This window comes from Azospirillum terrae (assembly GCF_053470425.1).
Window position 1 is genome coordinate 1 of record NZ_JBPXMR010000001.1, and the last position, 26,189, is coordinate 26,189.

A 26,189-nucleotide genomic window follows, 5' to 3' on the forward strand; every position below is an offset into this window, starting at 1 on the left:
CTATTGTGGTGACGCACGGTGTTGACTCCGTTTTCGTGTCCGGGAGACGCGCCAACGTCTGGACACGAGTAGAATCAATGCCCTGCGCCTCGTCCACAAAACTTAACCGGACAGCCGTGGGCTTGACCCGGCCATCCCCGCTCCCGCATGCCAGCGCCGGCTGCGGTGGATGCCCGTGTCGAGCACGGGCATGACGCGTTGGGTTCACGACGCCCCCCTTGCCAGATCCAACACCGAATCCCGCGGCGGCCGTGGCGGCCGCACGCGGTCGGCGCCACGGCGGCTGTGATAGGTGCGGAACGCGATGACTATCCACGTCGCGTGGAACACCAACCCGGCGAGGATCACCAGTTGCCCCGGCAGCGGCCCGATGGTCGCCCGCGCCCACAGTTCATCCAGCGTGGTGAGCGGTGTCGGGTGAATGAACAGCTTGCCGACGTAGGCCACCACCTGGATGCCGAAGATCCAGCCGTAGTTGTGGCGCAGGCGCCGGCCGACGGCCTCCGCGAAGGTGATGTGCAGATTGGGGGCGCGGTAGTCCTGGTACAGCACCTCGTTCCAGCCATTGTCGGTGCGCACGCCGTGACCGCGCAGGATCGGGCCGAAGAAGTGCACCTCCAGGATGTGGGCGCGAATCCGCCAGAAATCGAAGAAGCGGTAGCGCCGCGCCTCGATGGTAAGGAACACCGCCACCAGCAGCCCGACCAGCACCAGCGGCAACGGTGAGGCGTCGGCGCTGGAATAGGCCAGCGACAGCGCGATGCCGGTGGTGACCACCGCCCAGTTGGTGGTGGCGTCGAGCCGCGTGCGCCACACCGTGCTGCGGTACAATTCGCCCCGGTAGAGGTGCGCGAGCGCGCTGATGTCCGCCGGGCTCAGGGCTGGTGGCGTAAGCGGTGCGCGGGCTTCGTCCATGGCTGGCGTTCCTCCTGCTGGCCGGCCGCGGACGCTGCGTCTCTCACGGTTCGGCTCTCTCTAAGAGAGTTGGTTGCGCCGGCCCCATGGCAATCGTGAAACCGGTCCTGCCGGGCTGGAGGATGCGGGCGCCGAGGGGCGGCAGGGCGACGCGGCCCCACGCCGGGACCGTGACCTCGACCGCCGCGTCGGAAAAGTTCAGCGCCACCAGCACGCCACCGCGCCGATAAGCGAGGACCCGGTCGTCATGGTCGGTCGCCACCAGGCGGAAGTCCCGGCCTCGCAGCGCAACGCTGCCTCGGCGCAACGCGATCAGCCGCGTGTAGTGCGCGGTCAGCCCGTGCGGGTCGTCCCAGGCCAGGGGGCGCGGGCTGCCATAGGGCTCGTACTCCGCCCCGACCTCGTCGCCGGCATAGACGCAGGGTAGGCCGGGCAGCGTCAGCAGCAGCGTCGCGGCGAGCCGCGCCCGCTCCACGCCATGCCGGGTGACGAAGCGCGCCCCGGTGTCGTTGTTGTTGAGGAAACGGAACACCGGCGTCTGCCCGTCCCAGGCCGCCAACGCGGCGCGCAGCCGGCCGGCGGTCTGCGCCGGGTCGTCGAAGGCGTCGTGCCACGCCCACTCGCCGAGCGTGTCCGTCCAATCATAGGCGGCGTCGAAGCCGTGCGCATTGTACCACGGGTCGCGCGCCGAGGCTTCGGCCAGCAGCAGTACGTCCGGGTTGAGGCGTGTCAGTTCCTCGCGCAGGCGCGGCCAGAACTCGGGGGCGCGCTCGCGCACCGCCCAGCTGGCGTCCACGCGGAACCCGTCGATCCCCACCGCGCTCACCCAGTGCACGAACGCCTCGGTCATGTAGCGCTGCACATCCGCGGCGTCGTAGTTGAGGTTCTTGAGGTTCGTCCAGTCGAAGTAATGGGTGACGGCGCCGCCGTCGCCGCGGTCGAAGAACCCGTAATAGGGCGACTCCTCCCCGCGCGCCGCCGCGTCGGCGTAGTAGGGGTGCTGCTCGGCCAGATGGTTGGGCACCATGTCCATCAGCACGCGCAAGCCACGGGCGTGCGCCGCGGCGACGAGATCCTTGAGGTCGGCCTCGCTGCCGATGCGGGCGCGCACGCCGAAATGATCGGTGACCGCGTAGCCGAAGTCCTCGCCCGGCGCGCCGGTGATCGGCGACAGCCACAGCGCGGTGACGCCCAGCGCGGCGATGGCGTCCAGCCGCGCCGTGACGTCCGCCAGCCCGCGCGGCCCGAACAGCCAGGGCACCACGCCGTACACCACCGCGTCGTCCATCCACTCCGGCACCGTGCGCTGTGGATCGGCGGCGACCGGCTTGCCGTGCTCGACCCGGAACAGGCCGGCGGCGGTGTCCTCGCGGCCGAGCGCGTCGGTGACCGTCAGCCCGACGCGGTAGGTGCCGTCCACCGCCGGAATCCGCACCGCGAGCCGCCCGGCGCCGCTGCCGTCCACCGGCGTGCCGTCCTTGGCGAACAGCGGTGCGGGGTTGCCGGGCTTGGCGCTCCAGCGAACACGGGCGATGGGGGCGGGGCGGGAAGGGGCGGTCTCGCTGCGCCCGGAATCCAGCACGAGGCCGGCGTCGGTCACCGTGGTGCGCACCCAGGCCTTGGGCGCATCCGCCACCCGCACGGTCCATCGCTGCGCCGCGGACTCCCACTCGGCGCCCTCCCAACGGCAGACCGCCCGCACCTCGTTGCTGCCGTCGTGCAGATGGACGGTGGCGAAGAACCGCTCGCCCACGCGCTCCGCCGCCACCACGCCGCCGGGCGCTTCGACCAGCACCTCGTCGCAGGCGTCCGGCTCGGCGGTCCCCTCCACCATCCTGGCAAAGCTCCAGGCATCGCCGCCGTCGCCCTTCAGCGCTAGCGACGCGGCGTGCGCCGGTGCCGCGGTGAGGAGGAGGGCGAGGATGAGCGCAGGGATGGGGAAGGTCATGACCGGCAGTCTGCTGTGGATCGGGACTGGCACGGTCGGAGATTATGGTTAATGAAAGCCTACTAAAATGGGCCGCCGCGATGCGCGCCACAGCCGCAACCCGACTCCCGAAGCGCATGGTGAAGGTGGCAGGACGCCTGATACCAAAGGCGTTTGATGTCTTCCATCAAGCGCCTTTGGTTCAACCCGGCAGTACATTGCGCAGCAATGTGCGGGAGGGTGATACGGCCGGCCGATCATGGAAGCATCCATGCGCCGGCCGTATGACACGTCACTACTTTCCAGAAAATCCGTTACAGGCACGTCAACCGAAAATTACCGTTAATTTTGACAATCTTGCCTGCTTGATCGGAGCGCCAAGTCACCATCCAGGATTCGTTGCATGGCAAGCCGCCGCGTTCTACGGTGGCCATATTGTCGTCGTCCTTTCTTCTCCACGATGGGTGAAATCCCTGTTTGGATAACTCCTTGATAAGTTCGTTTTCGTTAGATCCAATCGGAAATCTGTATTCTACACGTCGCGCAAATTCCTGTTTTGCCATTGCGACGTTTGTTGGAAGATTGTCCGCAAGGGGAGGGCGGGGTGTTTCCAGCAACATTATGGCAATGCCTGCTATGATCAGCAAGGCGACCACAGCAAGCGTTACAATGACCATTCCGCGAATGGTATAGGTAAGAGGGCGCGGCCATCGTCGCGGCCGTGCGAGGGGATTGTCCTGCATCGTGCTGCACGCTGTCTCGCGTTGGCTCACCCTCATGATGCGCCAGTTTTTCGCGCTCTGGTAGGCGCCAAAACGGCCTGCCTGTGCAGAATAAGCGTTACAGAAAATGGCTGTTGACGGTCGGCGCGGTATCAAGAGCACCCTGACCATGTCGCAGATCAAGGTTCTGGAAACCGCACCTACACCGTCCCCGCCTCCACTTCCTCCGCCACCAGCAGCTTTTCCACATCCGCCGCCGGCGCGGGCCGAGCCCAGAAAAAGCCCTGCCCATACGTGCAGACGATGTCCCGCAGGAAGTCGGCTTCGGTCTCCTCCTCCACGCCTTCGGCGACCACCTCCATGTTGAGGATCGTCGCCAGCGTGGTGATGACCTGGACAATCGCGGCGCTGCTCTCGCCCTTGGAAATCGCCGAGACGAAGGTGCGGTCGATCTTCAGCGTGTCGGCCGGGAACTTGTGCAGATAGGCCAGCGACGAGTACCCCGTGCCGAAATCGTCGATGCTCAGCCGCACGTCCATGTCGCGAATCGCCTGCATCAGCGCGCGGCACTTCTCCGGGTCCTGCATCAGCAGGCTCTCGGTGATCTCCAGCTTCAGCGACGAGGGCGGGATGCCGCTCTCGGCCAGAACTTCGCCGACCAAGCCCAGCAGATCGTCGTCGCGGAACTGCTGCGAGGACACGTTGACGCTCATGAACAGCGGCTTTGGCCGCGGGAAACGCGCCTGCCACGCGGCAATCTGCCGCGTCGCCTCCTGCAACGCCCAGCGGCCCATCGGCACGATCAGCCCGCACTCCTCGGCCAGCGGGATGAACTCCAGGGGCGAGACCAGGCCGCGCTTCGGGTGGCGCCAGCGCATCAGCGCCTCGAAACCGGCGATGCGGCCGTTTATCACGCTGACGATGGGCTGGTAGAACAGGCAGAGCTGGCCCTGCTCCATCGCCGTGCGCAGGTCGGCCTCGGTGCGCATCATCGTCATCGCCTGCCGGCGCAGCGTGCCGTCGAACACGTCCACCCGGTTGCGGCCGCCCTGCTTGGCACGGTACACGGCGAGGCTGGCGTCGCGCAGCACGTCCTCCGGCCGGTCGTAGCCGGTGGCGCTCAGCGCCACGCCGATGGAGGCGGTCAGCACCACGTCGTGGTCGTCCAGGTGCACGGGCTGGCGCACCGTCTCGGCGACGCGCTCGGCGGCGCTCACCGCGTCGCCGACGTCGTCGATGTTGTTCAGCAGCAGCGCGAACTCGTCGGCCGACAGGCGGGCCAGCGTGTCGCCCATGCGCCGCGTCGACTCCAGCCGGCCGGCCATGGTGCGCAGGATCTGGTCGCCGACCTCCGCGCCCTTGGTGTCGTTGATCGACTTGAAGCGGTCGAGGTCGATCAGCAGCACCGAGAAATGCTCCCCGCCGCCGCGCCGGTTGTGGTCGAGCGCCAGCCCGATGCGGTCGAGCAGCAGCGTGCGGTTGGGCAGCCCGGTCATGCCGTCGTGGAAGGCGTCGAACAGCAGTTGCTGCTCGGCCGTCTTGCGCGCCGTGATGTCGGTCATCGAGCCGGCGATGCGGACGGCCCGGCCGGAATCGTCGCGCACGGCGATGCCGCGCACCAGCATCCACAGCTCCGACCCGTCGGCGGCGTGCATGCGGAATTCGTGCTGGATGTTGTCGCGCTCGCCGGACAGGTGCAGCTCCAGCGCCGCTTCCAGGCCGGAGAAATCCTCCGGGTGGACGCGCTTGAACCACTCGTTGATGGAGGTGCCGATCTCGTCCTCGGCGTAGCCCAGCATGCTCTTCCAGCGCGGCGAGTAGTACACCTCGTCGTCGTCGAGCAGGCAGTCCCACAGACCGTCGTTGGCGCCCTTGGCGGCCAGCGCGTAGCGCTCCTCGCTCCGGCGCAGTTGCTGCTCGGCCAGCTTGCGGTCGGTGACGTCGGCCTGGCTACCGACGATGCGCAGGGGCGTGCCGGCGGCGTCCTTCACGGCGACGCCGCGGCACGACATCCAGCGCATTTTGCCGGCGGCGTCCAGGATCCGGTACTCGATCTGGAAGGGCCGGCCGTCCTCCCCGGCGCCGTCCAGCGCCGCCGTCAGCCAGATCCGGTCCTCGTCCGGGACGCGGCCCAGCCACTCGTCCGGGCTGTCGCCGATGGCGTGCTCGTCGAAGCCCAGCAGCGATTTCCAGCGCGGCGCGTAGTAGACGCGGTTGGTCGCCAGATCCCAGTCGTACAGGCCGTCGTTGCTGGCGGCGGCGGCCAGCGCGTAGCGCTCCTCGCTGCGGCGGAGCTGCTGTTCGGCGAGTTTGCGTTCGGTGATGTCGCTGACCGAGCCGACGAGGCGCACGGGCTGCTGCGATTCGTCGCACACCGCGACGCCGCGGCACACCAGCCAGCGCCACTCCGTGCCCGTCGCGGCGCGCACGCGGTGTTCGATCTGGAAGGGCAGGGAGACTCCGCCCTGCTGCGCCTCGAACGAGGCGTGCAGCCAATCGACGTCTTCGGGGTGGACGCGGTCCAGCCAATCCTCGGGCCGGCCGAGCGCGTCGCCCGCCGGCAAACCCAGGAATTCCTTGAAACGCGGCGATAAATAGAGCGTTCCGGCGCGCAGGTCCCAATCCCACACACCTTCGGTGCCTGCCTTTTCGGCGAGCAGATATCGGTCGGCGGGACTGGTCAAAACCCCTCACGGCTTCCGCGCACACGGCGATGGCCCATTGCCGCTTAAATTGCGACGAAATGCAACCGTATTGAACTCGGCCGGCGATCGGCACGTCCGATTGTGAATCTTACCCATCGGGGTGTCTGGCCGGGGAAGGGGGGTTAGCCCGCCTGCGTGCCTCCCGCCGCGCAACCGGCGCCGGGCCGGCGGTGTTTTTCGTGACGGGGGAACAGGCGAAGAGGCGGGCAGGATGGACAATCCCGGTGATCGGTTCCTTGTCGACCCGCTCAACCTGCCGGCGCCGCAGACGGGAACGTCGGTGAGCAACAGCTCGGTCGGCACGGCTCGGCCGGCCGGTGTGCTGCCCAAGGTGCCGCTTGGATTCGAGGTGTCGGTGTTCGCCGAGGGCCTCAATGAGGCGCGCTGGATCGAGGTGGCGCCGAACGGCGACGTGCTGCTGTCGCGGCCGGGCAGCGGCGACATCACGGTGCTGCGCGACGTGAACGGCGACGGCCGGGCCGACACCCGAAACACGCTGATCGGCGGCTTCAAAAGCCCGCACGGCATGGCCGTCGGGGCGGACGGGCTGTACGTCGCCGACGTGAACGCGGTGTGGCGGGTTCCCTACGCGCCGGGCGACACGACGGCGCGCGGGGCCGCCGTGCAGTTGACGCCGGCGGGGGCGCTCGGCAGCGGCACCGGGCACGGGCTGCATTCGCTGGCGCTGAGCCAGGACGGGCGGTCGCTGTTCGTCGGCGTCGGGTCGGAGGGCAATCTGGGGGTCGAGCCGGCGCCGCGCGCCAGCATCCTGCAAGTGGGCGTCGATGGCGGCACCCCGCGAATCGTCGCGACCGGCACGCGCAACCCCGCCGGTCTGGAGATCGAGCCGAGCACCGGCCAGCTCACCGCCGCGGTGGTCGAGCGCGACGGCATGGGCGACAACCTTGTGCCGGACTTTCTGACGCGGATCCAGGACGGCGGGTTCTACGGCTGGCCGTACTCCTACATCGGGCCGCACCCGCAGCCGGGCTTGGCGGAGCGGGCGCCGGATCTGGTGGCGCGGACGTTGACGCCGGACGTGCTGTTCAAGGCGCACTCGACGCCCATCGGCTACACCTTCTACACCGGCCACCAGTTCCCCGCCGAGTATGCGGGCGACGCCTTCGTCGCGCTGCGCGGCTCGTGGAACTCGTCGGAGCCGCACGGCTTCATGGTGGCCCATGTGGATGTGCGCGACGGCGTGCCGGTGAACGGCTACGACGCGTTCATGACCGGCTTCGTCCTCGCCGAGGAGCCGACGCCGACGGTCTTCGGCCGACCGACCACGGTGGCGGTGGCAAGCGACGGCTCGCTGCTGGTCGGCGACGACATCGGCGGCACCATCTATGACGTGCGCTACGCGGCGCTGGCCGGCGGGGCCGGCGACGATCCGCTCACCGGAAACGACCGCAACGACACGGTGATCGGCGGCGCCGGCAACGATACGCTGACCGGGGGGAACGGCGCCGATGTGCTGCTCGGCAACACGGGCAACGACGTGTTGCTGGGCAACAGGGGGGCTGACACGCTGTTCGGTGGCCGTGATGATGACGTGCTGTTCGGCGGCGTGGGCGACGATGCGCTGTTCGGCGACGACGGAAACGACCGCCTGTCCGGCGACTCCGGCAACGACACGATGACCGGCGGCGGCGGGGCGGACCTGTTCGCCTTCGCGCTCGGCAGCGGGCAGGACGTGATCGCCGACTTCGATTTCGCGGCGGGAGACCGTCTCGCCCTGCCGGCCGGCATGGGCTGGACGGTCACGGCACGGGGCGGCGAAGCGGTGGTCGCCTTCTCGGACACGGACTCCGTGCTGCTGCGCGGCGTCCGGCCGGAGCAGGTCGGCGCCGACTGGTTCGTGACCTGAGCGCGAAGTCCGGTGGCGGTTCCCCAGTGGCGGTTCGGTGCGCGGATTGCTAGATCATGTTCATGGAATGGACCGATCAGGGCATCGTGCTGTCGAGCCGCCCGCACGGCGAGACCGCGGCGGTGGTGACTCTGCTGGCGCGCGAGCACGGGCGCCACGCCGGCCTCGTCATGGGCGGCCGGTCCAGCCGGCAGCGCGGCTACACCGAGCCGGGCAGCGTCGTCGCCGTGCGCTGGCGCGGCCGGCTGGCCGAGCACCTCGGCAACTACACGCTGGAACCGATGCGGGGCTACGCCGCCGGGCTGCTCGACGACCCGCCGCGGCTGGCGGCGCTGACCGCGGCCTGCGCCCTGGTCGAGGCGGCGCTGCCCGAGCGCGAGCCGCACCCCGCGCTCTACGACGGCCTGAACGCGCTGCTGGAGGTGCTGGACACGGCTCCGGCCTGGGCCGAGGCCTATGTGCGCTGGGAGGTCGGACTGCTGGCCGAACTGGGCTTCGGGCTGGACCTGGAGCGTTGCGCGGTGAAGGGCGACATCGCCGGGACCAACGACTATCTGGCGTTCGTCAGCCCGCGCACCGGGCGGGCGGTGTCGGTGTCGGCGGCCGAGCCGTTCCGCGACCGGCTGCTGCCGCTGCCGGGCTTCCTGATTGGGCGTGGGTTGGGCGGCGCGCAGGAGGCGGCCATGGGCCTGCGCCTGACCGGGCACTTCCTGGAGCGCCACGTGCTCAACGGCCCGCTGCCGCCGGCGCGGGGGCGGCTGGTGGAGCGGCTGATTAGAACGTAACAAGAACATATCCCGCTGGATTTTCTCCCCAAATCTGGTTAGGTTGCCGGCATGAAGACCCCAGTGCCTGCATCCGACATCATCGACAAGCCGCTCGAGCAAGCGCTCAGCGAGCGTTACCTGAGCTATGCGCTCTCCACGATCATGGCGCGGTCGCTGCCGGACGTGCGCGACGGGCTGAAGCCCGTGCACCGGCGGCTGATGTACGCCATGAACGAGCTGCGCCTGAACCCCGAGACGCCGCCCAAGAAGTCGGCGCGCGTGGTCGGCGACGTCATCGGTAAGTACCACCCGCACGGCGACACGGCGGTGTACGACGCGCTGGTCCGCTTGGCGCAGGACTTCGCGGTGCGCTACCGGCTGATCGACGGACAGGGCAACTTCGGCAACATCGACGGCGATAACGCCGCCGCCATGCGATACACCGAAGCGCGGCTGACCGACGTCGCCAAGGCGCTGCTGGAGGGCATCGACGAGGACGCGGTCGACTTCCGCGCCACCTACGACGGCGACGGCGAAGAGCCGGCGGTGCTGCCGTCGAACTTCCCCAACCTGCTCGCCAACGGGTCCAGCGGCATCGCCGTGGGCATGGCGACCAACATTCCGCCGCACAATGTCGGCGAGATCTGCTCGGCGCTGCGCCTCGTGCTCAAGCACCGGCAGGATTGCGTGAAGGCGGTCCAGGCGGGCAAGGAATTGCCGCCGCCGCCGCGCATCGAGGATCTGGTGTCGCTGATGTCCGGGCCGGACTTCCCCACGGGGGGCGTGCTGGTCGAGCCGCGGGCCACGGTTGTCGAGACCTACCGCACCGGCCGCGGCTCGTTCCGCCTGCGCGCCAAGTGGCACAAGGAGGCGCTGGGGCAGGGCACCTGGCAGATCGTCGTCACCGAGATCCCCTATCAGGTGCAGAAGGCGCGGCTGGTCGAGAAGATCGCCGAGCTGCTGACCAACCGCAAACTGGTCCTGCTGGAGGATGTGCGCGACGAATCGGCCGAGGACATCCGCCTCGTGCTGATCCCGAAGAGCCGCAACGTGGACCCCGAGGTGCTGATGGCCTCGCTGTTCCAGGCCACCGACCTGGAAATCCGCTTTGCCATGAACATGAACGTGCTGGACAAGGACAACGTCCCGCGCGTCATGAACCTGCTGGAGGTGCTGGACGCCTTCCTGGAGCACCGGCACGAGGTGCTGGTGCGCCGCTCGCGCCATCGGCTGGCGAAGATCGACCACCGGCTGGAGGTGCTGGGTGGCTATCTGATCGCCTACCTGAACCTCGACGAGGTGATCCGCATCATCCGCGAGGAGGACGAGCCGAAGGCCGTTCTGATGCGCACCTTCGAACTGACCGAGGTGCAGGCGAACGCCATCCTCGACATGCGCCTGCGCAACTTGCGCAAGCTGGAGGAGATGGAGATCCGCAAGGAGCACGACGCGCTGTCGGCCGAGAAGGCGGGCATCGTCGAGCTGCTGGGCGACGAGGGACTGCGCTGGAAGCGGCTGGCGAAGGAACTGGAGGACACGCGCAAGCGCTTCGGCGATGACCGCCGCACCGACATCGCCGACGCGCCGCTGGTCATCGACATCCCGCTGGAAGCCACCATCGAGCGCGAGCCGCTGACCGTGCTGTGCTCGGATAAGGGCTGGATTCGCGCGGTGCGCGGCCACATCGGCGACGGCGAGATCGCCGACCTCAAATACAAGGAGGGCGACGGACACCGGTTCGCCATTCACTGCGAGACGACGGACAAGCTGTTGGTGTTCGGCTCCAACGGCAAGTTCTTCACGCTGGGCGCCGACAAGCTGCCGCGCGGCCGCGGCTTCGGCGAGCCGGTGCGCCTGATGATCGACCTCGGCAACGACGCGGAGATCGTGGCGCTGTTCAAGCACCAGCCCGGCCGCCGCCTGATCGTCGCCTCGGAGGATGGCCGCGGCTTCCAGGTCGAGGAGAACGAGGTCATCGCCCAAACCCGTTCCGGCCGGCAGGTGCTGACCCTGGAGAACGGCAAGGCGGCGCGCATCTGCGCCTTCGTCGATTCCGACCACGACCACGTGGCGGTGATCGGCAACAACCGCAAGCTGCTGGTCTTCCCGCTGGAAGAGGTGATGGTGATGGCCCGCGGCAAGGGCATGCAGTTGCAGAAGTACAAGGACGGCAGCCTGTCCGACCTGAAGACCTACAAGGGGGCGGACGGCCTGTCCTGGAGCTTGGGCGAGCGGATGCGCGTCGAGACCGACATGCGCCCGTGGCTTGGCCACCGGGCGGGCGTCGGCAAGTTCCCGCCCAACGGCTTCCCGAAGAACAACCGGTTCTCGTAAGCTTCGGCGTTGCACAAAAAGCCCCGCTTCGGCACATCCGGAGTGGGGCTTTTTCTTTGGAGGCATGGACAATGGTAATACCGAGCCATGCTTCGGCTTGATGCCAGCCATCGGGTTCCGGCATACTACCACCATCAAAAGAATACCGGGGTACCTGCCACCGGGACGAACCAGGGAGACACTCCTCGATGAAGCGTCGTCAATTCCTCACCACGGCCGGCGTCGGTGCCGCCGCGGCGGCCACCACCGCCACCATCGCCGCCCCGGCCATCGCGCAGTCGATGCCCGAGGTGAAGTGGCGTTGCGCCTCCAGCTTCCCCAAGAGCCTCGACACCATCTACGGCGCCGCCGAAGAGGTCGCCCGGCGCGTCTCCGACGCCACCGACGGCAAGTTCCAGATCCGCACCTTCGGGGCGGGCGAGATCGTGCCGGCCCTCCAGGTGCTCGACGCGGTGCAGAACGGTACGGTGCAGTGCGGCCACACGGTTTCCTACTACTACGTCGGCAAGGACCCGACGCTGGGCTTCGATTCCGCCATGCCGTTCGGCCTGAACGCCCGCCAGCAGATGGCGTGGATGTCGCATGGCGGCGGGCTCGAGATCATGCGCGAGGTGTTCAAGGCCTACAACATCGTGCAGTTCCCGGCCGGCAACACCGGCACCCAGATGGGCGGCTGGTTCCGCAAGGAGATCAAGACGCCGGAGGACCTGAAGGGTCTGAAGTTCCGCATCGGTGGCTACGCCGGCAAGGTCCTCTCGCGGCTTGGCGTGGTGCCGCAGCAGCTCGGCGGCGGCGACATCTACCCGGCGCTGGAGAAGGGCACCATCGACGCGGCCGAGTTCGTCGGCCCGTACGACGACGAAAAGCTCGGCTTCGCCAAGGTCGCCAAGTACTACTACTACCCCGGCTGGTGGGAAGGCGGCCCGCAGGTGTCGCTGATGGTCAACAGCGCCGAATTCGAGGCGCTGCCGAAGGCGTACAAGGCGATCCTCGAGGACGCGTGCGCCGCCGCCACCATCTCCATGCTCGGCAAGTACGACGTGCAGAACATGGACGCCTTGAAGCGCCTCGTCGGTGGCGGCACGCAGCTCCGGCCGTTCCCGCGTGAGGTGATGCAGGCCTGCTATCAGGCGGCCTTCGACACCTACGACGAGGAAGCGAAGAACAACGCCAACTTCAAGAAAGTCTACGAGGCGTGGCGCAAGTTCCGTGACGAGGAGTATCTGTGGTTCCGCGTCGCCGAGTACAGCTTCGACAGCTTCGTCTACAACAGCCCGGTTCCGGGGAAGAAGTCGTAAGACAACCCAAGCCCTCCCCCAGCAGGGCTGGGGGAGGGTGGGGCTACGGCTTCGCACGGAGATTGAAAAGCCCCGCTCTCGCGGGGCTTTTTCTTTTGAGGCGTGGATTCTTGGGAGGGCGTTGCCCCCACCCTCCCCCGGCGGAGCCAGGGGAGGGTTTGTAAAAGTCACTGCTTCTGCTGCAACGCCTTCATCAGGTCGTCGTTGCTGCCGGGGTTCTCGGCGCCGGGCTGTGGTTCCTGGCCCGGATAGGTCGGCGGGGCGCCGAAGTCCATGGTCGGGATCTCGATCTGGATGCTGTTGGTGTCCACCTTCGTCCCGCGGTCCAGGCCCATCTCGATCAAGCCGGGGAAGACAATGACGATGCCCACCATGATGATCTGGATGCCGACGAACGGGATCGCTCCCCGGTAGATCTGCCCGGTGGTGATCTTTTCGGTCAGCTTGCCGGTGACCTTGTCGATGTAGTCCATCCGCGGCGCCACCGAGCGCAGGTAGAACAGCGCGAAGCCGAACGGCGGGTGCATGAACGAGGTCTGCATGTTCACGCCCAGCAGCACGCCGAACCAGATCAGGTCGATGCCCAGCTTCTCCGCCACCGGACCCAGCAGCGGCACGATGATGAACGCCAACTCGAAGAAATCGAGGAAGAACGCCAGCACGAAGACCAGCAGGTTGGTGACGACCAGGAAGCCCAAGGCGCCGCCCGGCAGGCCGACCAGCAGATGCTCGACCCACAGGTCGCCGTTGACGCCGCGGAACACCAGGCCGAACACCGTCGAACCGATCAGGATGAACACCACGAAGGACGACAGCTTGGCCGTCGTGTCCATGGCCTGACGCATCAGCGACCAGGACAGCTTGTGCTTGGCCAACGCCAGCAGCAGCGCGCCGGCCGCTCCCATGGCGCCGCCCTCGGTCGGCGTGGCAACGCCGAGGAAGATCGTGCCCAGCACCAGGAAGATCAGCACCAGCGGCGGCACCAGCGAGACGATCACCCGGATTAGCAGCTTCATGCCGCGCAGCGTGCGCGCTTCCGGCGGCAGCGCCGGGGCGGCCTTCGGGTTGACGATGCTGACGATGAGGATGTAGCCGGCGTACAAGGCAGTCAGCACCAGACCCGGCGCCATGGCGCCGGCGTACATGTCGCCCACCGAGCGGCCGAGCTGGTCGGCGAGGATGATCAGCACCAGCGATGGCGGGATGATCTGCGCCAAGGTACCCGACGCCGCGATGACGCCCGACGCCAGCCGCCGGTCGTAGCCGTAGCGCAGCATGATCGGCAGCGAGATCAGGCCCATGGAGATCACCGACGCGGCCACCACGCCGGTGGTGGCGGCCAGCAGGGCGCCCACGAAGATCACCGCGTAGGCGAGGCCGCCGCGGATCGGCCCGAACAGCTGGCCGATGGTGTCCAGCAGATCCTCGGCCATGCCCGACCGTTCGAGGATAAGGCCCATGAAGGTGAAGAACGGGATGGCGAGCAGCGTGTCGTTCTGCATGATGCCGAACACGCGCTCGGGCAGCGCCTGGAACAGGGCCGGCGTCAGCAGCCCCAGCTTGATGCCCAGCATGCCGAAGGCGAGGCCATTGGCGGCCAGCGCGAAGGCGACGGGGAAACCGAGCAGCAGGAAAATCACCAGCGCCCCGAACATCAGGGGCGCCATGTTGTCGATCAGAAAAGCGGTCATTGCGGTGATTCCCCCGTCCTCACGAATGGCCGTGCATCTTGTCGCCGGGCTCCTCGCGCAGGCCCATCAGGAAGGCGATGCGCTTGATGAGCTCCGACGCGCCCTGTAGGGCCAGCAGCAGGAAGCCGATGGGCACCAGGATCTTGGCCGGCCAGCGCAGCAGGCCGCCGGCGTTGTTGGACATCTCGTTGTGGACGAAGCTGTCCATGAACATCGGCCAGGACAGGGTCAGGATCAGCAGCACCATCGGGAACAGGAAGAAGATGAACCCGAACACGTCGATCCACGCCTGCGTGCGCTTGGAAAAGCGGCCGATGATCACGTCGATGCGGATATGCTCGTTGCGCAGCAGCGTGTAGCCCGAGCACAGCAGGAACACCGCCGAGAACAGGTACCATTGCAGTTCCAGCCACGCGTTGGAGCTGGTGCTGAAGGTATAGCGGACCAACGCGTTGCCGGCGCTGATCACCACCGCGACCAGAATCAGCCAGTACACGAGCTTGCCGACGCCCTCGTTCAGCGCGTCGATCAGCCCGCTCAACCTCAGCAGGATGCTCACAGACTCTTCTCCCTGTTCCTTGTCGGCGGGCTTTGCCCTGTCCGGTTCTTGGCGCGCGCTTCTGGTTCGGGTGTCCCCGATTCACGGTCCGGCCGCAAGGTGCGGATATCCCTTATGGACCTGAACGGAAATGGTAACACCTTTGCGTTTCTTTTGGCGGAAGATTGGGGCGCCGCGCAAGGGGATCAAGATGCGCTTCAGGGCGTCGGGCCGAGCGCGGCACTCAGATGTTCAGCCAATTGGGCGGCGACGGCCGGGCGGTCGGCGACCGCCAGCGTGCCGAGGCGCTCCGCGTCGCGGGCGTCGATGACGGCGAGTTTTGCGGTTCGCAACACGGAAGGCGATGGGAGGCCCGCGGCATCAAGATCGCTCAAGGGCACGTCGGATGGCCATCCGCGATTTTCGGCGCTGGTGATCATCAGAACCCAGGCGAGGCTGTGATTCGTTTGCAGGTTACCGGCGGCCACGACGAGAGCCGGGCGCCGCTGGCGCACGGGGCGGTCGGTGTAGGGAAACGGAACCTTGACGATATCCCACGTCTCAAAGGTCGGCATAAGCCCGCCGATCCGCTTCGGTGTTCCATTCGGTGAAGGTATGGAAGGGATCGTCTGCGGGCACCGGGGCCGCACGGGTGAGGATGACCCGCCCATCCTCGATGCTGTAGGCGATCTCATCCCCCTCATGCAATCCGAGGGCGGCGCGCACGGGTTGCGGGATGGTGGTTTGCGCCTTGCTGGTGAGCTTGCTGGTGATCATCGCTTCCTTCGGGCGTAAGGAACTTCCTTACAATTGAGGCCGTTCCGTTCACCTGTCAAGGATCGCTCGCCGATCAGGGCGTCGCGTCGTCCGGCACGCGGTACCAGCCGTCGCAGCCCAGGGCTTCCAGCGGGCGGAAGCGCGCCTTGTAGGCCATCTTGCGGCTCTGGGCGATCCAGTAGCCGAGGTAGACGTACGGCATCCCGGCGGCGCGGGCGCGCTCGATCAGGCCGAGGATCATGAAGGTGCCGAGGCTGCGCTTTTCCAGGTTCGCGTCGTAGAAGCTGTAGACCGCCGAAACGCCGTCGCCCAGCCGGTCGGTCAGCATGCAGGCGACCAGCCGGCCGTTGCGGTCGCGGGCCTCGCACAGCGCGGTATCGGCGCGCCCCTCGTCGATCATCGCGGCGAAATCGGACATCGCCATGCGCGCCATGTCGGAGTCGCCGTGCCGCGAGGCCTGATAATGGGCGAACAGCCTGTACTGCTCGCCGGTCGCGATGGCCGGCGCGTCGCGGACGGTCAAATCCTCGTTGATGCGCGTCACCCGGCGTTGCGAGCGGGTGGCGTTGAACTCGTCCACCACGATGCGCACCGGCACGCAGGCGGTGCAGGTCGGGCAGACCGGCCGGTAGACGATGTCGTGGCTGCGCCGGAAGCCGGCGCGCGACAGCGTCGAGTTCACCTCCGCCGCGTAAGGGCCGGACAACCGGGTGAACAGCTTCCGCTCGACCCGGCCCGGCAGGTAGGGGCACGGCATCGGGCCGGAGCGGAAGAACTGCTGGAGTGGCCGGTGGTGCGGCGGGATGATCGACATGCTACGCCTGTTGGGACTCCGCTTGCGCGAGGGCGGCCGGCTGCTGGCCGAAGAACGCGTGGCCGATCTCCGCGCTGACGCCGATCAACTGCTCCTGCACCCAATCCAGGTACTCGTGCAGGCCGACGGCGATCACGTCGTCGATGGGGCGGTTCAGGATGGTTGCCAGCAATTCGTCGACCTTCTCCATGGCCTCGCTGCCTCGGCGCAAATTGTAGCGCGACTTGAGCCGCGTCAACAGCCCGTCGATCTGCCGGACGCACATGACCACCGAGCGCGGGAACCCCTCGTTGTACAGGATGAAGCCGGCGACCGCCGTGGGGGTCATGCCGCGCGGGTAGACGCGCCGGAAGGCATGGTACCCCGCCGCTGACCGCAACACCGTGCACCATTGCAGCATGTCCAGCGTCGAGCCCAGATCGTCGGGCGAGGGCAGCAGCGTGTGGTACTTGATGTCCAGCAGGCGCGTGGTCTGATCGGCGCGCTCGATGTACTTGCCCAGCTGGTAGAAGTACCAGCCCTGGTCACGGTAGAAGGTGCCCTCGGTGATGCCGGTGTGGGTCTGGCAGGCTTCCTTGATCATCCGGCAGACGCGGTTGAGATGCGGCATCACCACATCCTTGGGCGTCAGCGCCAGCAACTGGTTGTAGAAGACGTTGATCTGCGACCACATCTCCGTCGAGATCCACGGGCGCAGCGTGCGGGCGTTTTCCCGCGCCGCGCGGATCATCGACACCAGCGAGTTGGGGTTCTGCGCGTCCAGCACGTAGAACGGCACCGCCGTCTCGGCGGTCGCCTTGTCGTGGCGGGCGAAGAAGGCGTTTTCGTCGGCGTAGAGCTGCACCACCGACAGCCAGTCCGTGGTGCCGCGGTTGTCGCGCACGAAGGTTTCCTGCACGTCGAGGACGCGCGCGAGGTTCTCCGCGCGCTCCATGTAGCGCGCCATCCAGAAGATGCACTCGGCGTAGCGGGCGAGCAGGCTCATGGTGCGACTCCTTCCAGAACCCCATCATCCTCTAAGACCCAGGTGTCCTTGGACCCGCCTCCCTGGCTGGAGTTCACGATCAGCGTGCCCTTCTGCATCGCCACCCGCGACAGGCCGCCGGGCAGCACCCAGGTCTTCGATCCGGTGACGGCGAAGGGGCGCAGGTCGACGTGGCGCGGCTCGATGCCGTCCGCGGTCACGGTGGGGCAGACCGACAGGTCCACCATCGGCTGGCTGATGTAGTTGGACGGATCGGCGATCAGCTTGGCGCGGCACTCGTCCAGTTCGGCCCTGCTGGCCTTCGGGCCGATGGTGATGCCGTAGCCGCCGGCCTCGCCGACCGGCTTCACCACCAGCTTGTCCAGATTGTCCAGCGTGTAGGTCAGCGCATCGTGCTCGCGGCAGATGCGGGTGTCGATGTTGGGGATGATGGCGTCCTGGTCCAGGTAGTACTTGATCATGCGCGGCACGTAGCAATAGACCGCCTTGTCGTCGGCCACCCCGGTGCCGATGGCGTTGGCGAGCGCCACGTTGCCCTTGCGGTACGCCTCCAGGATGCCGGGCACGCCCAGCAGGCTGTCGGGGTTGAAGGCGGTCGGGTCGAGGAAGTCGTCGCCGAGGCGGCGGTAGAGCGAGTGCACCGGGGCGAGGCCGTCGGTGGTCTTCATGTAGACGCGGTCGTTCTCGACGACGAGGTCGCGCCCTTCGACCAGCGGCACGCCCATCTCGCGCGCCAGGAAGATGTGCTCGAAATAGGCCGAGTTGTAGGAACCGGGCGACAGCAGCGCCACCTCCGGGTCGCCGACGCCGGGCGGGGCGATCTCCGACATGGCCTCCAGCAACTTGTGGCCGTAGTTGTCCACCGAGCGGATGCCGATGTCCTGCATCAGGTCGGGGAAGACCCGCTGCATCATGTGGCGGTTCTCGACCACGTAGGACACGCCGGACGGCACGCGGCCGTTGTCCTCCAGCACGCAGAAGGTGCCGTGGCGGTCGCGGACCAGATCGACGCCCATGATGTGGATGTAGGTGTCGAACGGCACGTCCAGCCCGATCATCTGCGGGCGGAAATTGGCGTTGCCCAGCACCAGATCGGCCGGGATCACACCGTCCTTGATGATCTTCTGGTCGTGGTAGATGTCGTGCAGGAACAGGTTCAGCGCGGTGACGCGCTGGACGATGCCGGCCTCCAGGCTCGCCCATTCCCTGGCCGAGATCACCCGCGGGATCACGTCGAAGGGCAGGATGCGGTCCTCCGCCCCCTGCGCGGCGTAGATCAGGAAGGTGATGCCGAGGTTGTACAGCTCCTTCTCGGCATCCGAAGCCCGGCGGCGCAGGTCCTCGAAGTCGAGCCGGCCGAGCCGTTCCCGGATCGGCCGCGTGTGCTCCGCCGGCTTTCCCGAGGAGCCGAACAGTTCGTCATAGAAGATGCCCGCGTCGTACGACGCCAGGAGGTCGCGCGCCCCAAGCTTTGGCCCAAGCTTTGGCGCTGTCACTCCGTTCACGCTCACCGGCTCCTCCAGATCGAGACGCGGTGCCTGCTGCACCGCGGGAAGTATGGAGCATTCACCTATGCATCAACAGGGCCAATGTGCGGAACGGTTGTGCGGCGTAAGACCAGTTCGCGGGGAGTGGATGAGAAACAGGCAGGCTGCCTGTTTTGTGGGCGGCGGGGATGATGGAATCAGCGCTTCGCGGGGGCGGGAGCCGGGGCTGCCGCAGGTGCCGCCGCCGGAGCGGGCTGGCCGCCGGGTGCCGGGGCCTTGGCCTGGATCTCACGCAGCAGGACCACGCTGATTCGGCGGTTGCGCGGGCTGCCGGGCTGGTCGGGCACCAGCAGGTCGCGGTCGGCGCGGCCGACCACGTCCTGGACGCGGGTCTCCGGGATGCCGCCGGCCAGCAGGGCGCGGCGGGTCGCGTTGGCGCGCTCGGTCGAGAGGTCCCAGTTGTCGCGCCCGGAACCGCCGAACGGTGTGGCGTCGGTGTGGCCGCTGATCGACAGCTTGTTGGGCAGCTTCGACAGCGCCTGCGCCACCTGCATGACCAGCTGCTTGGTCTGCGGGTACATCTGCGCGGAGCCGCCGGGGAACATCGACACCCGGTCCTGGTCGACGATCTGGATGCGCAACCCCTCCGGCGTCTGGTCGATCATCAGGTTCTGCGCCAGCGGCTGCAACTCGGGGATCGACTGGATGGCCTGGCGGATCTCGTTGGCGGTCTGCTGGAACTGCTTGCCCTCGGACTGCTGCTGCTGGAGCTGCGAGGTCGCCTCGCTGATGCGGTCGGCGAAGTCGGACAGCTTTTCGCCCGGCTTCTGGCCGGGGACGCCCAGCTGCTTGGCGAGCTGTTCCAGGCGTTGCTGGTATTCCTGGCGGTTTTCGCTGGGCTTCTGCTCGGCTTGGCCGGGACCGCCCTCGGCACCGCTCATGGGCTCATCGCCGCCGACGCCGGACAGGCTGGGCGTAGAGGGCATTTCCGGGGCGACGGGAGAGCTGGAATTGATCTGCGCGCCGGGGGCGGTCACTGTCTGCCCGCCGAGCATGCCGCCGGAGCCCGACGTCTCGCGGCTGACCGACACCGGGGAGAAGTAGTCGGCGATGCCCTTGCGCTGGTCCGACGTGGTCACGTTGAGCAGCCACAGCAACAGGAAGAACGCCATCATCGCGGTGACGAAGTCGGCGTACGCCACCTTCCACGCACCACCATGGTGGCCGCCGTGGCCACCCTTTTTCTTCTTGATGATGATTGGCTGTTCTGTGCCGGCGGGATTGGCTGCCATCGGTACCGTCGATCATCCAGGCCGGAATGCAACGGCCACAAGGTGCGCGGTCTTCCTTAAGATCCGTTTAACGGAATAGGCGGGAAGAACCGGCTTGCGCCGCGGGGCGGGGTGGTTTAATCCCCGGCGACCACCGTTTTACGGGTCCGAGCCAGGGCTGCCATGACCTTCGATTCCCGCGCCTTCCGCAACGCGCTCGGCTGCTTCGCCACCGGCATCACCGTCGTGACCACGCTGTGCCCGGACGGGCACCATGTGGGCGTGACGGTCAACTCCTTCACGTCGGTGTCGCTGGACCCGCCGCTGGTGCTGTTCAGCCTGGGCCGCGCATCGCAGACCTACGACTTCTTCGTGCAGAGCAAGGCGTTCGCCATCAACGTGCTGGCCGACGATCAGGAGCCGCTGTCCGGCCGCTTCTCCCGCCGCGACCAGCAGGACCGCTGGGAGGGTGTGGGGGTGGAGCGCTGGGACACCGGCGTGCCGATCCTCACCGGCTGCCTTGCGAACATCGAGTGCGACAAGGAGACGGTGTACGACGGCGGCGACCACGCCATCGTGGTGGGCCGCGTCCGCCGCCTGACCTCGCGCGCCGAGGGCAAGCCGCTGCTGTACTTCCGCGGGAATTACGCGGCGATCGGGTGAGCTATTCGGCGGCGGTGCGGGCGGCCTGCCGGTCGTCGTCCCACAAGCCCTGCGCCGAGAACTCCACGTCGCCGGGCCAGCCCAGGGAATAGCCGCGCCAGTCGATCTTCATGGTCATGGTGAAGAGCGTCGGGTCGCCCAGCGGCGCGAACACGCCGCCCTTGGCGATCCACGGCTTGAAATCGGCCACGGAACGGCTGCCGTCGGCCCAGTCGATGAGGACGGTGAAGTCTGGGCGGGGCTCGGCCTTGGCTATGCGAGGGCTCATCGCCTTTACTCCGTGATGCGCTGCGTCTGTTCGGCGCGCCGAACGCGGTGCCAATTATCCATCAAAGCACTACGGTGCCGCGCCGTCCACTCCGCGAGCAGGTGGCGCGTCTGATGCCGCATCTTACCACGGCAGTCGATCACCACCCCATCGGCAATGGATATGCGTGCTTCGAAGTCCGCAGCCAAGACGTGGAAATGCGGCGGTGGATGGTCGTTTGGGTAAAGCACGATGGCCATGCCCGCGATGAATGCAATGGTCGGCATCGCACGAGTGTATGCGAACGCGAAGGCGCTCTCCACAACCTTTACGACACATCCACCATCAGCTCCGTCGGGAAGCCTCCCGCCGCCAGCTTGTCCACGATGGCCTGCACGTGCGTGCGGTCGCGCGTTTCCAGGATGACGTCGATCTCCGCCATCTTCACCGGCACGTCGTGGAACAGGCGCTGGTGGTAGATCTCGACGATGTTGGCGCCTGCTTCGCCCAGGATGTGCGTCGCCTTCGCCAGCGCCCCCGGCGCGTCGGTCAGGCCGATGCGCAGGCGGACGATGCGGCCCTCCAGCACCAGCCCGCGCATGAGCACCTGCGCCAGCAGCCGCGCGTCGATGTTGCCGCCCGAGACGACCAAGCCGACCCGCTTGCCCTGGAACCGCGCCGGCTCGGCCAGCACCGCCGCCAGCGCCGCAGCGCCCGCGCCTTCGGCCACCAGTTTCTGCACGGTGGCCATGCGGAACACCGCAGCCTCCAGCGCCACTTCGGACGCCAGCAGGATGTCGTCCACATGCTGCGCGACCAGCGCCTGCGTCAGCTTGCCGGGCGCCTTGACCGCGATGCCCTCGGCGATGGTGAAGCCGCTGCACGCGATGGCCTCGCCGTGCAGCGCCTGGCGCATGGAGGGGTACATGGCGCACTCGACGCCGATCACCCGGATGTCCGGTTTCACCGCCTTGGCCGCCACCGCCATCCCGGCGATCAGCCCGCCGCCGCCAACCGGCACCACCAGCGTGTCGAGGTCGGGCACCTGCTCCAGGAACTCCAGCGCCGTGGTGCCCTGGCCGGCGATCACCAGCGGGTCGTCGTAGGGGTGGACGAAGACCAGCCCCTCGCGCGCCGCCAGATCGTGGGCGAAGGCCTCGGCGTCGCTGAGCGTCTCGCCCTCCAGCAGAACGCGGGCGCCGAAGCTCTCCGTGCGTTCGACCTTGGTGAACGGCGTGAAGGACGGCATGACGATGGTGGCGCTCACGCCCAGCTTGGCGGCGTGGCAGGCCACCGCCTGCGCGTGGTTGCCGGCCGACATGGCGATCACGCCGGCCCGACGCTCGGCGTCCGACAGCGCCAGCAGCTTGTTCAGGGCGCCGCGTTCCTTGAAGGACCCGGTGTGCTGCTGGTTCTCCAGCTTGAGGAACACCTCGCAGCCGGCCAACTCCGACAGCCGCGGCGCCGCTTCGGCCGGGGTGGTGGCGATGCGGCCGGACAGGCGCGATGCGGCGGCGTGAACGTCCTCGGCTGTGACCTGGGGGGCGGTCACGGTGGTCATGGGGAGCGGCCTCCGAAGCTGGGCTTGAGCGTAAGGATCTGCGCGCCCGCCTTTGCCAGCGCTTCGCGGTCGCCGGCCATGCGCACCGTGCCGCCGTCGCGCCAGCGCTGGACGAAGTCGCCCCAGTGCGGCGACAGCGGGTTCCCGGACTGCCCGGTGGCGATGACGTAGCGCGAGTTGGCGAGGTCGGCGAGGTCGTAGACCGCCCGGTACCCCGCGCCGTGCACGTGCGCGTAGGGGGCTGCCGCGTCGGAAAACCGCGTGGTGCCACGGTTGACGGTGAAGCCGTCGCCGTCCGTCTCCACCGCCAGATTGAACAACCGCCCGACCAGCGGCAGCCGGCTCAACAGCGGGTGGGGCAGGGGAGCGACGTGCTCCGCCCCCCAGCGCCACGCCGCCGGCTTGGGGCCGTGGCGTTGTGACAGCTCGGCCAGCGCGGTGTCCAGCGAGGCCCGCAGCACGTCGGCGCAGGTCTCGGTCTTGGGCGTCGTCACGTTGTCGCACCACGCCGGGCGGGTGGTCAGCGCTTGCCTCACGGTCTGCGTCTGCTGCCAGAACTCGGGGAACAGCGGCCCCAGCTCGTCGGCGAACAGCGCGCGGTTGAGCGCGCGGAACCACGCGTCGAAGATTAGCGGCTCCGGCCGGGTGCGGTCCATGCGGCCGTCCCACGCCTTGAGCAGGCCGACCGCCTCCGCCGCCACGCCGTCAGGCTGGGGCATCGCCAGCATCAGCGGAAGCAGTTCCTTGACCGCGAGCGAGGTGATGTCGAGCTGCTGCGCCGCCACGTCGTCCACGCTGAAGCTGCCGCCGGCCAGCATCTGCTGGATGCGGGCGGCGCGCAGCGGTTCGGGCCAGTGCGCCGCCAGCAGATACGGATAGCCCGGCCCGACCACCGCGTTGTTGGCGTTGACCACTTGGCCCGAGGGCGGGTTGACGGTCTGCGGCAGCGCCTCGAACGGGATGAACCCGGCCCAGTCGTGCTCGCCGTCCCAGCCCGGCACCGGCAGCGTGCCGTCGCCCTTGCGGCGCACCGGGGCGAGGCCCGGCACGATAAAGCCGACGGTTCCGGCGGTGTCGGCGTAGACGACGTTCTGCTGCGGCGTGACGTGCCGCGCCAGCGCCGCGCGCACATCGGCGGCCGAGCGCGCGTGGTTCAGGCGGTAGAGCGCGTCGGCCGAGGTGTCCGGTTCGCGCAGGCCCGCCCAGGCCAACGCCAGCACGTGGCCGTAGGGCGCGCCGTCCATCCCCTCCAGCCCGGAGATCACCGGGCCGTGCCGCGTCTCGCGGACGTTCAGCACCTCGTCCGGCTGGCCGGCGATCTTGATGATTTCGGTGCGGGTGGTGAAGGGCTCGCTGCCCTGCGGGGTCAGGGTGCGGGTTGAATCCTGAGCATCGACGCGCTCGACGAACAAATCCTGCACGTCGCTGTGCGTGTTGGTGAAGCCCCACGCCACGTTGCCGTTCTGGGCCAGCGCGTGGAACGGCATGCCCGGCGCGGTCGCCCCGGAGATCGTGTAATTCGGCGTGACGATGCGCGCCAGATACCACAGCACCGGTGCCTCCAGCCCGAGATGCGGGTCGTTGGCGAGGATCGGCTTGCCGGTCGTCGTGCGGCTGCCGGCCAGCACCCACTCGTTGGACGCCAGATCGAAGCCCAGCGGCGGCGGCAGCGCGGCTTCCGCCTTGTCGAAGCGCAAGCCCTCCAGCCCCGCCGCCAACGTCACCGGCGAGCCGGGCGGGTCGTCCGGGTAGAGGTCGCGGATCTGCTGCGCGCTCAAGCTCTGCGCCAGCCGTGCGCGGGACAGCTCCTCGCGGTAGTTGCCGGCGAGCTGCAAGGCCATCAGCTTGCCCCACACCAGACTGTCGGCGGGTTTCCAAGGCTCCGGCTCGTGGCGCAGCAGTTGGAACTCGATGGGCAGCGCCTCGGCGCGCGTGGCGATGTAGGCGTTCACCCCCTTGGCGTAGGCGTCCAGCGCCTTCTTGGCCTCGGGCGACAGCAGCGCATAGCTTTCCTGGGCATGGCGGTAGAGGCCCAGCGTGCGCGTCAGCCGGTCGAGCCGCAGCGTCCAGTCGCCGAAGCGCGTGCCGAACAGCTCGGCCAGCCGGCCGCTACCCAGGCGCCGCATGCCCTCCATCTGCCACAGCCGGTCCTGCGCGTGCACGTAGCCCAGTGCGGTGTACGCGTCGGTCTCGTTGGCGGCGAAGATGTGCGGCACGGCGTCGGCGTCGCGCAGCACCTCCACCGGGCGGTCCAGGCCGGGCAGGCTGGCGCTGCCGGCATAGCGCGGCTGCTCGCTGCCCAGCCACAGGTACAGGCCGCCGGCGAGCAACGCCGGCACCACGGCTACCACCAGCACGATGACCAGAACTGCTTTCAGGAACCGCCGCATTCCCCCACCCGTCCGCCGCCCGTGCCTCCAAACATAGTGCAGGACGCCGGGCGACACAGCAGATACCGGACCCTGCACCGAAGGATCGTAGATCCCCCGTACGTCCTATGGCGACAGCGGGGCGCAGACCCGATATGGTCATGCAAGCCAGGAGGGATGGACATGCCGAACTACGACGAGAAGGCCTATCGCATCACCCGCAGCAAGGAAGGCCCGACCCTAGCCGAGCAGAAGAGTCAGCTGGCGCGGCTGAAGCAGGATCTGGAGCAGTTCAAGGCCCGGCAGGCCGGTGCGGCCATCATGGGCTCGCTGGTCGAGCGCATCCGCGACCTGGAGGGCTCCATCGCCCGCGCCGACAACGCCCGCGCGCTGGACCGCGAAGCGCGCCAGTCCGGCTCCGACGACGGCCCGCCGCGCAACGAGGTCCGCGCCACGTCGAGCCGCTTCCCGCCAAGGGGAACGCCGGGGCGGTCGACGACCTGACCGAGCGCTGTTTCTGAAACACCCTGCCTTGAGGAGGCTCAGGCCGCCGAAGCGGTGGCTGGGCGTCCTCGGCGCGGGGACGCGACCGTTTGCCGGGAGGTCACCCGGCCTCTGCGAGGTCGGCCGCAACCTTGGTGGGGCGATTCCGCTCGATCCAGGCCCCGAACGCCTTGTCATCGCCCATGATGTGGTCCACGAGCCACGTTTTCAGGAAGTTCGCGAGGAAGCGATACCGCTCGATACTGCCGGTGTCTTGCGCGAGCAGGGCGTGGATGCTGGCGGCGGCGGCGTGGTGCTTGAGCGCGTGCGCGACCAGCCGTGGATAGCCGGCGCAGCGCATGTGCCGCTCCTCCGCGATGAAGTGGACCTCCGCGTAGCTCATAAGATCGACCAGGATGGCCCGCAGCTTGTCACGGCTGGGGTGGTGCTGGCTGAGTGCCTGGAACCGGTCCACCAAGGTGACGAAGGCGCGGTGCTGGTCATCGATCTCGGGGATCCCGATCAGCAGCGCGTCAGACCATTTGATCACAAAGAACCCTTCCAGTCGTCATAGGTGGACCTCGGTGTATTTGCGTGAGCCGCTGACGGGCAGCACTTCCACATCCTGCTTCGCGGTGGACGCCTTCTGTGTCACTGCCCCGGCATTGTAGGTCATGGGTACGTGATGCGTGCTGCACGCCCCGAGCAATCCGGCGCACCATCAGCGCGCCGAGCGCAGTCTTCCGCATCACGTCTTCTCCACCCACA

General features: G+C 67.9%; 23 protein-coding genes. 6 read left to right on the plus strand and 17 right to left on the minus strand.

Annotated features, from left to right (window positions below; genetic code table 11):
- Nucleotides 1-204: 204 nt before the first annotated feature.
- From ACSVDD_RS00005 to ACSVDD_RS00020, 4 genes are all read right to left on the minus strand, one after another.
- On the minus strand, nucleotides 205-915 hold the full coding sequence (locus ACSVDD_RS00005; protein ID WP_448187229.1) for a DUF2270 domain-containing protein: 711 nt from the start codon (nucleotides 913-915) through the stop codon (nucleotides 205-207).
- Nucleotides 916-958: 43 nt separating this feature from the next.
- On the minus strand, nucleotides 959-2,863 hold the full coding sequence (locus ACSVDD_RS00010) for an alpha-amylase family glycosyl hydrolase (protein WP_448187230.1): 1,905 nt from the start codon (nucleotides 2,861-2,863) through the stop codon (nucleotides 959-961).
- 293 nt (nucleotides 2,864-3,156) lie between these two features.
- Entirely contained in the window at nucleotides 3,157-3,735 is a 579-nt protein-coding gene (locus tag ACSVDD_RS00015; RefSeq protein WP_448187231.1) for a hypothetical protein, read from the minus strand.
- A gap of 29 nt (nucleotides 3,736-3,764) precedes the next feature.
- Nucleotides 3,765-6,248, minus strand: a complete 2,484-nt coding sequence (locus ACSVDD_RS00020; protein ID WP_448187232.1) for a sensor domain-containing protein — start codon at nucleotides 6,246-6,248, stop codon at nucleotides 3,765-3,767.
- Between the two features lie 232 nt (nucleotides 6,249-6,480).
- Here ACSVDD_RS00020 and ACSVDD_RS00025 point away from each other — a divergent pair, with 232 nt between their 5' ends.
- From ACSVDD_RS00025 to ACSVDD_RS00040, 4 genes are all read left to right on the plus strand, one after another.
- Nucleotides 6,481-8,136, plus strand: coding sequence for a PQQ-dependent sugar dehydrogenase (locus ACSVDD_RS00025; RefSeq protein ID WP_448187233.1), 1,656 nt, complete (start codon nucleotides 6,481-6,483; stop codon nucleotides 8,134-8,136).
- 62 nt (nucleotides 8,137-8,198) lie between these two features.
- The gene (gene recO / locus ACSVDD_RS00030) at nucleotides 8,199-8,921 is read left to right on the plus strand and encodes a DNA repair protein RecO (protein ID WP_448188487.1); all 723 of its coding nucleotides are present in this window, start codon (nucleotides 8,199-8,201) and stop codon (nucleotides 8,919-8,921) included.
- Nucleotides 8,922-8,972: 51 nt separating this feature from the next.
- Entirely contained in the window at nucleotides 8,973-11,237 is a 2,265-nt protein-coding gene (gene parC, locus ACSVDD_RS00035; RefSeq protein ID WP_448187234.1) for a DNA topoisomerase IV subunit A, read from the plus strand.
- 188 nt (nucleotides 11,238-11,425) lie between these two features.
- On the plus strand, nucleotides 11,426-12,535 hold the full coding sequence (locus ACSVDD_RS00040) for a TRAP transporter substrate-binding protein (protein ID WP_448187235.1): 1,110 nt from the start codon (nucleotides 11,426-11,428) through the stop codon (nucleotides 12,533-12,535).
- Nucleotides 12,536-12,702: 167 nt separating this feature from the next.
- Here the strand turns inward: ACSVDD_RS00040 and ACSVDD_RS00045 are convergent, their stop codons facing one another.
- The 8 genes from ACSVDD_RS00045 to ACSVDD_RS00080 all read right to left on the minus strand — a co-directional run bounded on the left by ACSVDD_RS00045 (nucleotide 12,703) and on the right by ACSVDD_RS00080 (nucleotide 20,119).
- Nucleotides 12,703-14,226, minus strand: a complete 1,524-nt coding sequence (locus ACSVDD_RS00045; protein ID WP_448187236.1) for a TRAP transporter large permease — start codon at nucleotides 14,224-14,226, stop codon at nucleotides 12,703-12,705.
- Between the two features lie 19 nt (nucleotides 14,227-14,245).
- Entirely contained in the window at nucleotides 14,246-14,785 is a 540-nt protein-coding gene (locus ACSVDD_RS00050; protein ID WP_448187237.1) for a TRAP transporter small permease subunit, read from the minus strand.
- 197 nt (nucleotides 14,786-14,982) lie between these two features.
- The gene (locus tag ACSVDD_RS00055; protein WP_448187238.1) at nucleotides 14,983-15,339 is read right to left on the minus strand and encodes a type II toxin-antitoxin system PemK/MazF family toxin; all 357 of its coding nucleotides are present in this window, start codon (nucleotides 15,337-15,339) and stop codon (nucleotides 14,983-14,985) included.
- Nucleotides 15,326-15,541: an AbrB/MazE/SpoVT family DNA-binding domain-containing protein gene (locus ACSVDD_RS00060; protein ID WP_448187239.1), complete on the minus strand. Its 216-nt coding sequence runs from the start codon at nucleotides 15,539-15,541 to the stop codon at nucleotides 15,326-15,328. Before ACSVDD_RS00060 ends, ACSVDD_RS00055 begins: the two co-directional genes overlap by 14 nt.
- 73 nt (nucleotides 15,542-15,614) lie before the next feature.
- Nucleotides 15,615-16,355, minus strand: coding sequence for an arginyltransferase (locus ACSVDD_RS00065; RefSeq protein ID WP_448187240.1), 741 nt, complete (start codon nucleotides 16,353-16,355; stop codon nucleotides 15,615-15,617).
- A 1-nt stretch (nucleotide 16,356) separates the two neighbouring features.
- Nucleotides 16,357-17,340 (minus strand): alpha-E domain-containing protein, encoded by a 984-nt coding sequence (locus ACSVDD_RS00070; RefSeq protein WP_448187241.1) that lies wholly within the window; start codon nucleotides 17,338-17,340, stop codon nucleotides 16,357-16,359.
- The gene (locus ACSVDD_RS00075) at nucleotides 17,337-18,836 is read right to left on the minus strand and encodes a circularly permuted type 2 ATP-grasp protein (RefSeq protein ID WP_448188488.1); all 1,500 of its coding nucleotides are present in this window, start codon (nucleotides 18,834-18,836) and stop codon (nucleotides 17,337-17,339) included. Before ACSVDD_RS00075 ends, ACSVDD_RS00070 begins: the two co-directional genes overlap by 4 nt.
- 188 nt (nucleotides 18,837-19,024) lie before the next feature.
- Nucleotides 19,025-20,119: a flagellar motor protein MotB gene (locus ACSVDD_RS00080; RefSeq protein ID WP_448187242.1), complete on the minus strand. Its 1,095-nt coding sequence runs from the start codon at nucleotides 20,117-20,119 to the stop codon at nucleotides 19,025-19,027.
- A gap of 162 nt (nucleotides 20,120-20,281) precedes the next feature.
- On the opposite strand from ACSVDD_RS00080, the gene ACSVDD_RS00085 reads away from it, so the two are divergent.
- Nucleotides 20,282-20,761: a flavin reductase family protein gene (locus tag ACSVDD_RS00085; protein ID WP_448187243.1), complete on the plus strand. Its 480-nt coding sequence runs from the start codon at nucleotides 20,282-20,284 to the stop codon at nucleotides 20,759-20,761.
- 1 nt (nucleotide 20,762) lies between these two features.
- Here the strand turns inward: ACSVDD_RS00085 and ACSVDD_RS00090 are convergent, their stop codons facing one another.
- Genes ACSVDD_RS00090 through ACSVDD_RS00105 form a run of 4 tightly spaced genes read right to left on the minus strand, consistent with a single transcriptional unit; the run spans nucleotide 20,763 to nucleotide 24,959 of the window.
- Entirely contained in the window at nucleotides 20,763-21,029 is a 267-nt protein-coding gene (locus tag ACSVDD_RS00090; RefSeq protein WP_448187244.1) for a DUF2442 domain-containing protein, read from the minus strand.
- 5 nt (nucleotides 21,030-21,034) lie between these two features.
- A complete protein-coding gene (locus tag ACSVDD_RS00095) occupies nucleotides 21,035-21,295 on the minus strand; it encodes a DUF4160 domain-containing protein (protein WP_448187245.1) in 261 nt (86 codons plus the stop codon).
- Between the two features lie 41 nt (nucleotides 21,296-21,336).
- Nucleotides 21,337-22,569, minus strand: coding sequence for a threonine ammonia-lyase (locus ACSVDD_RS00100; protein ID WP_448187246.1), 1,233 nt, complete (start codon nucleotides 22,567-22,569; stop codon nucleotides 21,337-21,339).
- Nucleotides 22,566-24,959 carry a penicillin acylase family protein gene (locus ACSVDD_RS00105; protein ID WP_448187247.1) on the minus strand — a complete coding sequence of 798 codons (2,394 nt, stop codon included), beginning with the start codon at nucleotides 24,957-24,959 and terminating at the stop codon, nucleotides 22,566-22,568. Before ACSVDD_RS00105 ends, ACSVDD_RS00100 begins: the two co-directional genes overlap by 4 nt.
- A gap of 162 nt (nucleotides 24,960-25,121) precedes the next feature.
- Between ACSVDD_RS00105 and ACSVDD_RS00110 the strand changes: the two genes are divergently transcribed.
- Entirely contained in the window at nucleotides 25,122-25,442 is a 321-nt protein-coding gene (locus ACSVDD_RS00110) for a Gas vesicle protein V (RefSeq protein ID WP_448187248.1), read from the plus strand.
- 100 nt (nucleotides 25,443-25,542) lie between these two features.
- Here the strand turns inward: ACSVDD_RS00110 and ACSVDD_RS00115 are convergent, their stop codons facing one another.
- The gene (locus ACSVDD_RS00115) at nucleotides 25,543-25,971 is read right to left on the minus strand and encodes a bacteriohemerythrin (protein ID WP_448187249.1); all 429 of its coding nucleotides are present in this window, start codon (nucleotides 25,969-25,971) and stop codon (nucleotides 25,543-25,545) included.
- Nucleotides 25,972-26,189 lie beyond the last annotated feature (218 nt).